The organism is Escherichia sp. KS167_9B, assembly GCF_030295215.1.
Taxonomy (GTDB): domain Bacteria; phylum Pseudomonadota; class Gammaproteobacteria; order Enterobacterales; family Enterobacteriaceae; genus Escherichia; species Escherichia coli_F.
Genome location: NZ_AP025754.1, coordinates 4,256,694 through 4,270,768 on the forward strand (window position 1 = coordinate 4,256,694; position 14,075 = coordinate 4,270,768).

The 14,075-nt window shown below is 52.4% G+C and carries 11 protein-coding genes and 1 pseudogene; 4 read left to right on the plus strand and 8 right to left on the minus strand.

The window, feature by feature from the left end:
* Positions 1–5: 5 nt before the first annotated feature.
* From bcsB to bcsR, 4 genes and pseudogenes are all read right to left on the minus strand, one after another.
* On the minus strand, positions 6–2,345 hold the full coding sequence (bcsB, locus tag QUE34_RS21345) for a cellulose biosynthesis cyclic di-GMP-binding regulatory protein BcsB (protein ID WP_001355017.1): 2,340 nt from the start codon (positions 2,343–2,345) through the stop codon (positions 6–8).
* Positions 2,346–2,355: 10 nt separating this feature from the next.
* Positions 2,356–4,974, minus strand: a complete 2,619-nt coding sequence (gene bcsA, locus QUE34_RS21350) for a UDP-forming cellulose synthase catalytic subunit (RefSeq protein ID WP_286338877.1) — start codon at positions 4,972–4,974, stop codon at positions 2,356–2,358.
* Positions 4,971–5,724 (minus strand): annotated as a pseudogene (gene bcsQ / locus QUE34_RS21355) (cellulose biosynthesis protein BcsQ). The gene bcsA and the pseudogene bcsQ overlap by 4 nt, the downstream one beginning before the upstream one ends.
* Before the next feature lie 11 nt (positions 5,725–5,735).
* Entirely contained in the window at positions 5,736–5,924 is a 189-nt protein-coding gene (gene bcsR / locus QUE34_RS21360) for a cellulose biosynthesis protein BcsR (protein WP_001063314.1), read from the minus strand.
* 271 nt (positions 5,925–6,195) lie between these two features.
* On the opposite strand from bcsR, the gene bcsE reads away from it, so the two are divergent.
* Genes bcsE through bcsG form a run of 3 tightly spaced genes read left to right on the plus strand, consistent with a single transcriptional unit; the run spans position 6,196 to position 9,631 of the window.
* Entirely contained in the window at positions 6,196–7,767 is a 1,572-nt protein-coding gene (gene bcsE / locus QUE34_RS21365) for a cellulose biosynthesis c-di-GMP-binding protein BcsE (RefSeq protein ID WP_077757021.1), read from the plus strand.
* Positions 7,764–7,955: a cellulose biosynthesis protein BcsF gene (bcsF, locus tag QUE34_RS21370; RefSeq protein WP_000988308.1), complete on the plus strand. Its 192-nt coding sequence runs from the start codon at positions 7,764–7,766 to the stop codon at positions 7,953–7,955. Before bcsE ends, bcsF begins: the two co-directional genes overlap by 4 nt.
* Positions 7,952–9,631 carry a cellulose biosynthesis protein BcsG gene (bcsG, locus tag QUE34_RS21375; protein WP_000191596.1) on the plus strand — a complete coding sequence of 560 codons (1,680 nt, stop codon included), beginning with the start codon at positions 7,952–7,954 and terminating at the stop codon, positions 9,629–9,631. The genes bcsF and bcsG overlap by 4 nt, the downstream gene beginning before the upstream one ends.
* Before the next feature lie 86 nt (positions 9,632–9,717).
* Here the strand turns inward: bcsG and QUE34_RS21380 are convergent, their stop codons facing one another.
* Complete coding sequence (locus tag QUE34_RS21380) at positions 9,718–9,825, minus strand: type I toxin-antitoxin system toxin Ldr family protein (RefSeq protein ID WP_103253593.1); 108 nt, start codon at positions 9,823–9,825, stop codon at positions 9,718–9,720.
* 375 nt (positions 9,826–10,200) lie between these two features.
* Positions 10,201–10,308 (minus strand): type I toxin-antitoxin system toxin Ldr family protein, encoded by a 108-nt coding sequence (locus QUE34_RS21385; RefSeq protein ID WP_001295224.1) that lies wholly within the window; start codon positions 10,306–10,308, stop codon positions 10,201–10,203.
* Between the two features lie 475 nt (positions 10,309–10,783).
* On the opposite strand from QUE34_RS21385, the gene QUE34_RS21390 reads away from it, so the two are divergent.
* The gene (locus QUE34_RS21390) at positions 10,784–12,055 is read left to right on the plus strand and encodes an aromatic amino acid transport family protein (protein WP_001353583.1); all 1,272 of its coding nucleotides are present in this window, start codon (positions 10,784–10,786) and stop codon (positions 12,053–12,055) included.
* A 29-nt stretch (positions 12,056–12,084) separates the two neighbouring features.
* Here QUE34_RS21390 and dppF read toward each other — a convergent pair whose 3' ends face one another.
* The gene (gene dppF, locus QUE34_RS21395; protein ID WP_000107019.1) at positions 12,085–13,089 is read right to left on the minus strand and encodes a dipeptide ABC transporter ATP-binding subunit DppF; all 1,005 of its coding nucleotides are present in this window, start codon (positions 13,087–13,089) and stop codon (positions 12,085–12,087) included.
* Positions 13,086–14,069, minus strand: a complete 984-nt coding sequence (dppD, locus tag QUE34_RS21400) for a dipeptide ABC transporter ATP-binding protein (RefSeq protein ID WP_001196486.1) — start codon at positions 14,067–14,069, stop codon at positions 13,086–13,088. Before dppD ends, dppF begins: the two co-directional genes overlap by 4 nt.
* Between the last annotated feature and the right edge of the window lie 6 nt (positions 14,070–14,075).

Here is a 14,075-nt window from a genome sequence, read left to right on the forward strand (position 1 = left end):
TTCAATTACTCGTTATCCGGGTTAAGACGACGACGGCTGATAATACGCAGCAAACGCCACAGTACCCAGGCCAGCAGCACGACGCTGATTGCCGCCAGCACCGCCAGCAGAATCGGATGGTTTGCCAGCGCATACCATAAGCGTTCGAACCACGGCAGATGGCCAACGTAATAGACGTCGCCAACACGCAGGCTATTGATACCGGACTCGCGGATCACCGCGACCGAGCCGAACATGGTGGCGCGTTTGCCGCTATCGTTCACCGCATCGTTAAGCATTTCATAACCGCGTGGGCTATCTGCCAGCAGCGCAATCACGCTACGCTGGTCGTTATACGGCGACTGGAAGCCAATCACCGCTGCCATCGCACCGGAAGAGGTCAGCGTTGATTGAGTTTCTGCCGCGCGATCGCTCTCGTCCGGCACAATGCCGGGGAACGGGGTCTGGCGCATCGGCGTTTTCACCCAGCTTTCGGTCGCCTGCACCAACAGGTCGATCTGCTTGTCGTCTTTCAGTTTGTCCGGGATACCACCGATGATCATGATGTCGGCATCTTTGCCCTGAATGGTGCTGCCATCATCGGTCACCGTCAGGTTAATCGCCGGGAAGCCCGTCTGCGCACCGATAAAGCCAACGGTATTCAGCAAGGTTTCCATCTGTGCTTCGTTAGGCGCTTTCGGCATCACGGTGATGGTTTGTGACAGATCCGCCATCCGGCTGAACGGGAAGCCCGCGTTAGCAAAGGCGCGTAGATCCGGCATCGGGATGAAGTGGTAATACTTCGAGAAGTCGATGGTGGAGTCGTCACCAATCACCACATGATTCTGCACCGGCTGGAAGGTAATGCAGTTATCCACCGAACCGCCCGGCATCGGGTTCATATACTCAAAGTCGAAGCGCAGCTGGTTGGTCGCGCCCAGTTTCAGCGCCGGAATAGAGACATCCGTTTTGCCATCCAGCAGACCTTGTAATACCGGAATACGCAGCAGCAGGCGGTTCGCCTCCTGTTTACTGCTCAGGTTGAAGGATTGCAGGAACTGGTTATTCAGGCTGATATCCATCCGCGAACTGTCTTTCACCGGCGGCATGGTGTAGCGATAGTTGATATCCATATCAATGCCGGTACTGCGCATCAGGTAGAGATCCGGCGGCAGGTTTAGCGAAACGTTAATCGCTGCTGGCTCAAGACCGCTGGATTGTAACTGTTCTTCATAGGTTTTCAGTTCACCAAAGGTGACCGGACGATCGGTACGCACCCAGTTCGGCGCATCGTACGGCTTACGCGGTAGCAGCGGTTTCACTTCATTCACTACCACGCTTTCACCACGGAACAGAATGTTACCCTGAGCGATACCTTTCGCTGCCTGCAACAGGTCTTTGTCGTCACGACCAAAGACCACCAGCAGTTTGACGTAAGGATTCTGTGGATGGTTGATCATCTCAATCACCGGGGCTTTTACCGCCGGATGATCGCGCAGGAAGTCCGGGCGTTTGTCATTAGTGGCAAAAACGATGGCATTGCGATCCGGCAGTTGGTTATAGAGCACCGGGAAGTTCTGCCCACGCCAGCCAGAACGCGAACCAAACCACGAGGCGACAATGGCAGATGCTTGTTGCAGCCCAACATCCGGCGCACCCGCAAAGACCATCGGCAAGGTGTTGGTGCGGTTATCACGCGGGTCAAAGAATGGTACCGGGAAGTGTGACAGATCATTCTTCACATTCAGGGTCTGATAGGTCAGATCCAGTCCACTGCTCCGCCCAACATCCAGCCAAAGCGTGGTGCTGGCCGGGTTTTCGCACACGTCCTGATAATGACCGACAAACTCCAGCCGCACACGGTTGAAGTCGGTAATAAACAGTGGGTTAATTGGCATTTGTGCCAGCGTTTTTTTACCCAACTGTTCTTTGGTCACTGGCAGCACGCCCATCAGTTCATCATTGAGATAAACCTTTAACTGCGACTGGACAGGCAGTAACGATGGCGATGGCGTGTATTCGAGGTTGAGCATCGCCTTCGTCACCACTTCATCGCTGCGCATACCAAACTCAATGCTGCCGTTCGGGTTAATGCCACGTAGCACCATGCTGCCCGGCGGTGGCGCAATTTGCGCAAAGGTCAGCTTCACATCACGCGAAGGACCGTTCTGCGCCACGATGGGGGCATCAGCGCCCTGCACGCCCGGCATCACTTGCCCCACCTGCGGATTTTGTTCCGTCTGGGCGGCTACAGCTGGCTCAGCATTGATCAGTGGTTGCGTTGCTGGCGTCGCCTGCGTCATGAAAGAGGGGAACGCACTCATCCCCATAGCCACTGCACAAATCCAGAATAGTTTTCTTTTCATCGCGTTATCATCATTGTTGAGCCAAAGCCTGATCCGATGGTTGTGCCGTTTCGCTCCACGCCGGGCGGCGCGGAATAAACGATACAACCCAGGAAACCAGAGAAGTCAGCACACGGAAAATGCCCTTCACCGAAGAAGGCGCAAACTCCGCCAGATGGCGGTAGCCACGGAAGCCGAGCTTCAGAATATCCAGCAGACTTTCCAGCGGCTTATCTTCCGGGTAACTGTCCTGCCAGAGCGCCCATGTATCCGCACGGGCAAACGTACACTGCACAAAATCGATATGTTGCTGGGTGGTGAGCGGCATTAATTTCAGCCCAACTTCATTACCCATCACGCGCGCCACCTGGGCCGGGAAGACGTATTCTTGCTGACCGCGTTTAAGCAACAGATTCACTTTCTGCCCTTCCAGAATCTGTGCCTGACCGTTGATCTTGATCCCCAAACCACCGTCGGAGAAATCCTGAACGGTACACGAGAAGAGGTGACCATCTTCGCGGGCAATTGCCGCGGGCATCGTCATCTCCACGCGGTGCGATCGGCGAACCTGTTTGCTTTCTACCGATACCGCTACCGCACCACCGAGAATAATCAGGTTGTAGAACACCCACACCATACTGACGATGACAGTGAGCATCTCGGTTGGCGGGCCGTAGAAGTAACGCCAGATACCGACCGCAATACCGACCAGGTTGAGCAATACCAGGAAAATGTAGGGCCGTGAGATCACCCAGTCGACGTACTCTTCTTCCACCAGTCCACCTTTGGCGGTGACGTTAAATTTGCCTTTATGTGGGTTAATCAGCGCTACCAACGTCGGTGGCGCGATATACCACGCCAGTACCGTTTCGTAGATTTCACTCCAGAAGGAGTGGCGATATTTGCCCTGAATCTTCGAGTTGGTCAGGCTGGCGTGAATCATATGCGGCAGCACAAACAGAGCGATCATCAACGCTGGCGCGTAGATGATGTAGGCATGAAGTAGCAGGAAAGCCAGCGGCGCAGTCAGGAAGATCAGCCGTGGAATGCCCGACAAGAAATGGAACATGGCGTTGACGTAGCAGAGCCGTTGCGCGAACTTCAGTCCTTTTCCGGTGAGCGGGTTATCAAGACGGAAGATTTGCACCATCCCACGTGCCCAGCGAATACGTTGGCCGATATGCGCCGACAGACTTTCGGTCGCCAGCCCCGCCGCCTGCGGAATACGCATATATGCAGAGGTGTAGCCACGACGGTGCAAACGCAGAGAAGTATGCGCATCTTCGGTTACCGTTTCGACAGCAATGCCGCCAATCTCATCCAGCGGCTTACGGCGAATCACCGCACATGAACCGCAGAAGAAGGTGGCGTCCCACATATCGTTGCCATCCTGCACCAGACCATAAAACAGCGTGCCTTCGTTCGGCGTTTTACGAAAACGCCCCAGGTTACGTTCAAACGGGTCCGGTGAGAAGAAGTGATGCGGCGTCTGCATCATCGCCAGTTGTTTTTCTTTCAGGAACCAGCCCATGGTCATTTGCAGGAATGAGCGCGTCGGCACGTGGTCGCAGTCGAAAATCGACACGAACTCGCCTTTGGCATATTTCAGCGCATTGTTGATGTTGCCTGCTTTCGCATGTTCATGAGTGGTACGGGCGATATATTTCACCCCCACGTTTTGTGCAAACTGGCGAAACTCTTCCCTGCCGCCGTCATCGAGGATCCAGATGTTCAGCTTGTCTTTCGGCCAGTCGATACCCAGCGAGGCGTAAATCGTATTTTTCACCACGTTGAGATCTTCATTGTAAGTCGGGACAAAGATATCCACCGACGGCCACAGCGACATATCTTTCGGCAATGGCACCGGCTGACGATTCAGCGGCCATACCACCTGGAAGTAGCCGAGCACCAGCACAATCCACGCGTACGTTTCAGCGAACAGCAGTATAAGCCCGCACACCAGACTGACCGGATCGTCCCAGTTCAGCGTAGAGGTGTAGCGCCACCAGATATAACGGCAAGAAACGGTCAGCGACAGCACAATCAACATTAGCGCCGAGAAGCGCCCCGGCATCCGCCGTACGATCAGCGCTACACCCCACAGCAGCATCAGGAAGATAAACTGCGCCAGCGGGTTAAACGGCTGGGTAACGCAGATTAACGCCAGAATCAGCGAGAAGGTGACGATGATACCGAGGATCAACCGCCGCGCCCCGGCGCTCAAATGGCCGAGTTCTTTTTTCTCATCGAGATGCTGTGTTTTATGGCTAACGCGCTCAGGCAGCTCGTTCATCCATTGATGGTAACGTCCACGAATATTCTGCAGACCTGAAAATGTCCGCCTGCGCGGTTTCGGCGTTTCTTTGCGCGATGTACCGATCAGTAACCAGCAGGTTTGAATGAGATAACGGACCGGGTCCAGCGGACGCGGACGCGAGGCGTTGATATGCGGATACAGGTTTTTATGTTCTGCGCGAATACGCTGCCAGCGCGGGTGCTCCAGCGGAATAAAAATCCAGGCCAGGATCAACCAAAAACAGCCGAGCGTCGCGCTGAAAGCCGACGCGCCGTGACGACGATAATCGCGATAACGCCCGATAAGCCGCGCGTTGACCGGCGGGATAAGCAACCACCGGGTCAGGATACTCATGATGCACTCCCGACTGGCGTTTTCAGCCCGGAATAGTTCAACAGGCACCAGTTAGCCAGCGTCAGTATCTCTTCAGCCGCCAGCGCATCACTGCGGTATTCACCGACTGGTTGCTTAGCCGCCAGGCATTGAGCCATCGCTTCATCACGATGAATGAGCATTGGCAGTAATCGGCGCTGGCTTTGCAACCAAAGCTGGTAAATATCGTCCTGAACCTGACTGCCGATACGGAAGTCATTGAATCAAAATATGCGCGCCATCCGGCAGCGCCTGCTGATGCAGCCGGATATGGCAGTTGGCATCCACATTGACGATTGCCAGCGAGTGATCGCACAAACTCAGCAGCTGGTGGGTTATCTGCGAGGCATCACGCGGTAAGTCGATTAAAATCCACTGGTAACGCCCGCTGGCTTTTAGTTGCTGTAAGCCGGAGCAAATATCGCTCAGCCGGGTTTGCCAGTGCTGTGGATTTTCTTGTTCTTCAATGGATAACTGACCAAAAGGCAGCAAATCGAGTTGCGAGGTATAGCGCAACCCGGCGTCACGCCAGTCCTGACCGTCCAGCATGGCTCTGGCCCAGCCCTGACGGTGGGTAAAATCAACGTTAAATGACAGGCGCAACAAGTTGTCCGGGCAGGCATCGACCACCAGGACATCTTCTCCCAACATTTGTAATGACCAGGCTAATGCGGCAGTGATGGTTGTTGTTCCCACGCCTCCCCGCACCCCCTGCAATCCCAGTACGGCCATTCACCAATCCCCTACTTTTGTTGCGCAAACTCTGCCAGCAACGGCCAGCGTTTTAATGCCGCGGCCAACTGTTCGCGTTGGGAAATATCGGCATAATCAATATCAGGCAGTGAAAATGCCTGCTTTAACGCCAAAATATCATTCTGGAAGATATAGCCTATCGCGGGATCAGGCAGAGTATCTGGTTCATTGTTATTCATTTGCTTGATCCCTATGAAATAACCGTACCGTTCATGAGACAATTCTAACCGTGAGCATTTCGCCGGTTTATTGTTTACGGCGAGACGGGAATTTGCTCACTTTTTGACTTTCCGTTACGCAACAAAAAAAGTTAAAAACGAAAAGACTAAAATCACACGTCTTGTGACCTGCTAAATTGATTCACATGCTAAATCTGATAAGTTTTAATTTCAATGGTAGGTTTATTTCTTAGCTTTCGCTAGTAAACTGATAATCAGACAAAATGGTGACATGAGGGACATTGTGGACCCTGTATTCTCTATCGGTATCTCATCATTATGGGATGAGCTGCGACATATGCCAGCAGGCGGCGTCTGGTGGTTTAACGTCGATCGCCATGAAGATGCTATCAGTCTGGCGAATCAAACAATTGCATCCCAGGCTGAAACCGCACACGTCGCGGTCATTAGCATGGACAGCGATCCGGCGAAAATCTTTCAATTAGATGATTCTCAAGGGCCGGAAAAAATAAAATTATTTTCAATGCTAAATCATGAAAAAGGTCTATACTATTTGGCCCGTGATTTGCAGTGTTCTATTGATCCCAATAATTACCTTTTTATTCTTGTTTGCGCAAATAACGCATGGCAAAACATTCCTGCCGAGCGGCTTCGCTCATGGTTGGATAAAATGAATAAATGGAGCAGGTTAAACCATTGTTCGCTTTTGGTAATTAATCCCGGAAATAATAACGATAAACAATTTTCATTGTTGCTTGAGGAATACCGTTCACTTTTTGGTCTTGCCAGTTTGCGTTTTCAGGGCGACCAACATTTGCTGGATATTGCCTTCTGGTGCAACGAAAAAGGGGTCAGCGCCCGTCAGCAGCTTAGCGTTCAGCAACAAAAAGGTATCTGGACATTAGTTCAAAGCGAAGAGGCGGAGATCCAACCACGCAGCGACGAAAAACGCATTCTGAGTAATGTTGCTGTACTGGAAGGTGCGCCGCCGCTATCGGAACACTGGCAACTGTTCAACAATAACGAAGTTCTGTTCAATGAAGCCCGTACCGCTCAGGCGGCGACGGTGGTCTTTTCTTTACAGCAAAATGCGCAAATCGAGCCACTGGCCCGCAGCATTCATACTCTGCGTCGCCAGCGCGGTAGTGCGATGAAAATCCTCGTACGGGAAAATACCGCAAGCCTGCGCGCCACCGATGAACGTTTGTTATTGGCCTGCGGTGCAAATATGGTTATCCCGTGGAATGCGCCACTCTCCCGCTGTCTGACGATGATAGAAAGCGTGCAAGGGCAGAAGTTTAGTCGCTATGTGCCGGAAGATATCACTACCTTGCTGTCAATGACCCAGCCGCTCAAACTACGTGGTTTCCAGAAGTGGGATGTGTTCTGTAATGCCGTTAACAACATGATGAATAACCCTCTCTTGCCTGCACATGGTAAAGGCGTTCTGGTTGCCCTACGTCCGGTACCGGGTATCCGCGTTGAGCAAGCCCTGACGCTGTGTCGCCCTAACCGTACCGGCGATATCATGACCATTGGCGGTAATCGGCTGGTGCTGTTTCTCTCATTCTGTCGGATTAACGATCTGGATACCGCGTTGAATCATATTTTCCCATTGCCGACTGGCGACATTTTCTCAAACCGTATGGTCTGGTTTGAAGATGATCAAATCAGTGCCGAGCTGGTGCAGATGCGCCTGCTTGCCCCAGAACAATGGGGCATGCCGCTGCCTTTAACGCAAAGTTCTAAACCGGTCATCAATGCCGAGCACGATGGTCGCCACTGGCGAAGAATACCAGAACCAATGCGACTGTTAGATGATGCTGTGGAGCGCTCATCATGATGACCATCAGCGATATCATTGAAATTATTGTCGTTTGCGCACTGATATTTTTCCCGCTGGGCTATCTGGCGCGGCACTCTTTGCGACGCATTCGCGACACCTTACGTTTGTTCTTTGCTAAACCTCGTTATGTTAAACCGGCCGGGACGTTACGCCGCACGGAAAAAGCCAGGGCAACCAAAAAATGACTCAATTTACGCAAAATACCGCCATGCCTTCTTCCCTCTGGCAATACTGGCGCGGCCTTTCCGGCTGGAACTTCTATTTTCTGGTTAAGTTCGGCCTGTTGTGGGCGGGATATCTTAACTTCCATCCGCTCCTCAATCTGGTGTTTGCCGCGTTTCTGCTGATGCCCATTCCGCGCTACAGCCTGCATCGCTTACGCCACTGGATTGCCCTGCCGATCGGCTTTGCTTTGTTCTGGCATGACACCTGGTTGCCTGGCCCGGAAAGCATAATGAGCCAGGGTTCGCAGGTGGCGGGGTTCAGTACCGATTATTTAATCGACCTTGTCACACGCTTTATTAACTGGCAGATGATTGGGGCCATTTTTGTTTTATTAGTGGCCTGGTTATTCCTGTCACAATGGATTCGCATTACCGTTTTTGTGGTTGCCATTCTGCTATGGCTGAACGTACTTACCCTGGCGGGACCAAGTTTCTCCTTGTGGCCTGCCGGTCAACCGACGACCACTGTAACAACGACGGGTGGTAACGCAGCGGCAACCGTTGCGGCGACGGGTGGCGCACCGGTAGTGGGTGATATGCCCGCACAAACTGCACCGCCCACAACGGCGAACCTTAACGCCTGGCTGAATAATTTCTATAACGCGGAGGCGAAACGTAAATCGACCTTCCCGTCTTCGCTGCCCGCTGATGCTCAGCCATTTGAACTACTGGTGATTAATATCTGTTCGCTTTCCTGGTCGGATATTGAAGCCGCCGGGTTGATGTCGCATCCGCTGTGGTCGCATTTCGATATTGAGTTCAAGAACTTTAACTCCGCCACCTCCTACAGTGGCCCGGCGGCGATCCGTTTACTGCGCGCCAGCTGCGGGCAGACTTCGCACACTAATCTGTATCAACCGGCAAATAACGACTGCTATCTGTTTGATAACCTGTCGAAACTGGGCTTTACCCAGCACCTGATGATGGGACATAACGGCCAGTTCGGCGGTTTTTTGAAAGAAGTTCGCGAAAATGGCGGCATGCAGACCGAATTGATGGATCAAACAAATCTGCCGGTTATTTTGCTGGGCTTTGATGGTTCGCCGGTTTATGACGATACCGCCGTGCTTAACCGCTGGCTGGACGTTACCGAAAAAGATAAAAACAGCCGTAGTGCCACGTTCTATAACACGCTTCCACTGCATGACGGCAACCATTATCCGGGCGTCAGCAAAACAGCGGATTACAAAGCGCGAGCGCAGAAATTCTTTGATGAGCTGGACGCCTTCTTTACTGAACTGGAGAAATCGGGTCGTAAAGTGATGGTGGTAGTGGTGCCGGAACACGGTGGCGCGCTGAAGGGCGACAGAATGCAGGTATCTGGCCTACGTGATATCCCTAGCCCGTCTATCACAGACGTCCCCGTTGGGGTGAAATTCTTCGGCATGAAGGCACCACATCAGGGGGCACCGATTGTCATCGACCAACCGAGCAGCTTCCTGGCTATCTCCGATCTGGTGGTTCGCGTTCTTGATGGTAAGATTTTCACCGAAGACAATGTTGACTGGAAAAAACTCACCAGTGGGTTGCCACAAACAGCACCGGTCTCCGAGAACTCAAATGCAGTAGTTATTCAATACCAGGATAAACCGTACGTTCGCCTGAACGGCGGCGACTGGGTGCCTTACCCGCAATAAGAACGAAAAAGGCCGCAGAGTTTCACCCCTGCGGCCTGATCCGGGCGCAAATTGCCATTACGGCAGCCTGACGCCCGCATGACACGTTACTTCCGCTTATTCAGCGAGTTCACGATCAGACTGGCAAGAATGCCAGCAATGACCGGAGCCGCTAAATCATGCCAGAAGGACATGCCCAGTTCTGCGAGCGTCATATAGCCGCCTCTGTTGTAGTGACAACGTTTCGCGGCTATTCTTGAGTTGTTTGGGTTCAAGATTAGCCCCCGTGATGTTGTCAGGTGCATACCTGCAACGTGCGGGGGTTTTCTCTCTCCAGCAACCAATGCCACCAGGGATTAAGCCCCCGCAACATTGCGCCTCACCGGAACCCTTCCGGCTTGCCGCTGATTCTACGACTGTTTTTCTGTTCCGGAATCCGTCACTTCTTCACTCTGTGCTGCGCATTCCGCAGAATATTATCCGCTTGCAACCGTTGCATTTTTCTTACGAAAAAGGCCGCAGAGTTTTATCCCTGCGGCCTGGTCCGGGCGCAAATTGCCATTACGGCAGCCTGACGCCCGTCTGACACGTTACTTCCGCTTATTCAGCCAGTTCACGATCATGCTGGCAAGAATGCCAGCGATGACCGGAGCCGCTAAATCATGCCAGAAGGCCATGCCCAGTTCTGCGAGCGTCATATAGCCGCCTGTGTTGTAATGACAACGTTTCGCGGCTATTCTTGAGTGGTCTAGGTTCAAGATTAGCCCCCGTGATGTTGTCAGGTGAATATCTGCAACGTGCGGGGGTTTTCTCTCTCCAGCAACCAATGCCACCAGGGATTAAGCCCCCGCAACATTGCGCCTCACCGGAACCTTTCCGGCTTGCCGCTGATTTTACGATTGCTTTTTACCGTCAGCACCCGGCAACCTTCCTCATTGCGTGATACCTTCCAGCTTAATTTCTTTATTTGCAATAGTTGCAGTTCATATCCGGGCTGACTCCAGACTGGTAGTGAAATGCGCAATTTTGTAGAATTGCGCCTCCTCGCGACCTCCCCAGTGAATCTATTGCCTCATTTTTTACATACTGCGTATTCGACTTCTCCACCTGTTGCGCAAGAGAAACTGGGTTTATTCATTTTTGCGAGGCCGACTTCTTTCTGGACAGGACTTTATGCAGCACAACACACTACCGAAACACGATCAGAAAATGCCGTTTACACGCTACGACTTCGGCTGGGTTTTATTATGCATAGGCATGGCGATTGGTGCCGGAACCGTGCTGATGCCAGTACAAATTGGCTTGAAGGGAATTTGGGTATTTATTACCGCAGCGATCATTGCTTATCCTGCCACCTGGGTAGTGCAGGACATTTATTTAAAAACCCTTTCTGAAAGCGATTCCTGTAATGACTACACCGATATTATCAGTCATTACCTGGGGAAGAACTGGGGAATTTTCCTCGGGGTTATCTACTTTTTGATGATTATCCACGGGATTTTTATCTACTCTCTCTCCGTGGTTTTCGACAGCGCCTCGTACCTGAAAACCTTCGGTTTAACCGATGCCGATCTTTCACAATCTCTACTTTATAAAGTCGCCATTTTCGCCGTACTGGTGGCAATTGCGTCTGGTGGTGAACGATTACTGTTTAAGATTTCCGGGCCAATGGTGGTGGTCAAAGTAGGGATTATCGTCGTGTTCGGTTTTGCGATGATCCCGCACTGGAATTTCGCCAATATAACCGCCTTCCCGCAAGCCTCCGTCTTTTTCCGCGATGTCCTGCTTACCATTCCCTTTTGCTTCTTTTCTGCGGTATTTATTCAGGTACTTAACCCAATGAATATTGCCTATCGTAAACGGGAAGCGGATAAAGTACTGGCAACCCGGCTCGCGCTGCGTACCCACCGAATTAGTTATGTCACGCTCATCGCGGTGATCCTGTTTTTTGCCTTTTCGTTTACCTTCTCAATTAGCCACGAAGAAGCCGTTTCTGCCTTTGAACAAAATATCTCGGCACTGGCACTGGCCGCGCAGGTGATCCCTGGGCATATCATTCATATCACCTCTACGGTGCTGAATATCTTTGCCGTACTGACCGCATTCTTTGGCATTTATCTCGGTTTCCACGAGGCCATTAAAGGCATTATTCTCAATCTGTTAAGCCGAATTATTGATACCAAGAAAATTAACTCACGCATGCTGACTCTGGCGATCTGCGCTTTTATCGTCATTACGTTGACGATTTGGGTTTCGTTTCGTGTATCGGTGCTGGTGTTCTTTCAGTTGGGAAGCCCGTTATATGGCATTGTGTCGTGCCTCATTCCATTTTTCCTGATCTATAAAGTCTCACAACTGGAAAAACTTCGCGGGTTTAAAGCCTGGATGATTCTGCTGTACGGCATTTTGTTATGCTTGTCGCCACTGTTGAAGCTGATTGAGTAAACCGGAGCGCATGGCCCCGGTTTTGTGAGTTACCGCTGCGGATTTTCATCCTGATCAACAGCAAAACAAGCTACCAGTTGACCGCCGTAGTCTTTTAGCTGCGGCTGTAACTGAGTGCAGGGGCCGAAGCGCCGACGACAGCGGGCGTTGAAGGCGCAACCCGGCGGTGGATTCAGCGGGCTTGGCAGTTCACCGGTGAGCTTAATGCGCTCGCGACGATCGTCCGGATTCAGACGCGGTGTTGCTGAAAGCAGCGCCTGGGTGTACGGATGACGCGGATTATTGAAGATTTGGTCTTTCGTACCTTTCTCCACGCAGCGGCCCAGGTACATCACCATCACTTCATCAGCAATGTGTTCCACCACCGACAGGTCGTGCGAGATAAAGACATAAGACAGCCCCAGTTCCTGCTGCAAATCCATCATCAGATTCAGCACCTGCGCACGTACCGAGACGTCCAGCGCGGAAACCGGTTCATCGGCAATCACCACATCCGGGTCGAGCATCAGACCACGGGCAATGGCGATACGCTGACGCTGACCGCCGGAGAACATGTGCGGATAGCGATCGTAATGCTCGGTTTTCAGGCCGACTTTCGCCATCATCGACAACGCTTTTTCCCGACGCTGTTCTTTGCTTAAACTGGTGTTGATCAGCAGCGGCTCTTCAAGAATTTGCCCAACTTTTTTACGCGGATTCAGCGAGCCATAGGGATTCTGGAAGACGATCTGGATTTTCTGCCGACGCAACTTCTGCGCCTGCGGATCGTGCTTGAGCAGATCCTGCCCCTGGTAATACAGTTCGCCGCCGGTAGGTGTTTCGATCATCGTCAGCAGCCGACCGAGGGTCGATTTACCGCAGCCAGATTCACCCACTACCGCCAGCGTTTTGCCACGTTCAAGGTTGAACGAAACTCCGTCCAGCGCTTTAACCAGACGTTCCGGCGCGAACATGCCTTTCTTCACCGGATAATGTTTTTTCAGGTCGATAGCCTGCAACAGCGGTTGTTGCAGGGTGGCCTCTTGCGTACTCATAGTGTGGGCCTCCCGGCATCATCAAGTGGGTAGTGGCATTTGGACTGACGCCCGTCAGCGAGCATATTCAACGCCGGTTCTTCAGCGCGGCATCTGTCAGTGGCATAGGGACAACGCGGGTTAAGCAGGCAGCCATTCGGACGGTCGTATTTGCCAGGAACGACGCCAGGCAATGACGCCAGACGTTCTTTGTCCTGGGCAAATTCCGGCAGCGCGCGCAGCAATGCCTGAGTATACGGATGACGCGGTGCATGGAAGATGGCGTGGGCATCGCCCGTTTCCACCACCTGGCCTGCATACATGACGATGATTTTATGCGCCGCTTCCGCCACCAGCGCCAGGTCATGGGTAATCAACACCAGCGCCATGTTCTCTTTCTGCTGCAGCTCCAGCAGCAGTTCGATGATTTGTGCCTGAATGGTCACGTCCAGCGCGGTGGTCGGCTCATCAGCAATCAGCAGTTTTGGCCGACAGGCAATCGCCATGGCGATCATCACACGCTGGCTCATGCCGCCAGAAAGCTGATGCGGGTAAACATCCAGACGCGATGCCGGATCGGGAATACCGACCTGATTCAGCAGATCAATCGCCCGCTGACGGCGAGTGCTCTTATTACCGCCCTGATGTACCTTAATTGCTTCCATAATCTGGAAACCTACGGTGTAACACGGGTTGAGGCTGGTCATCGGGTCCTGGAAGATCATCGCCACTTCGGCGCCCACCAGGTTGCGGCGCTCTTTTTCTGAGATACGCTGCAAATCCTGGCCGTTAAACTCCAGCTTTTCTGCCATCACGCGGCCCGGATAATCAATCAGCCCCATAATCGCCAGTGAACTGACCGACTTACCGGAGCCAGACTCACCCACAATTCCGACCACTTCGCCTTGTTTCACGCTGTAGCTGATGCGGTCTACGGCGCGGAACGGTGCGCTTTCGTCGCCGAAATGCACCGATAATTTATCTACATTTAATAACGCCATCTCGAA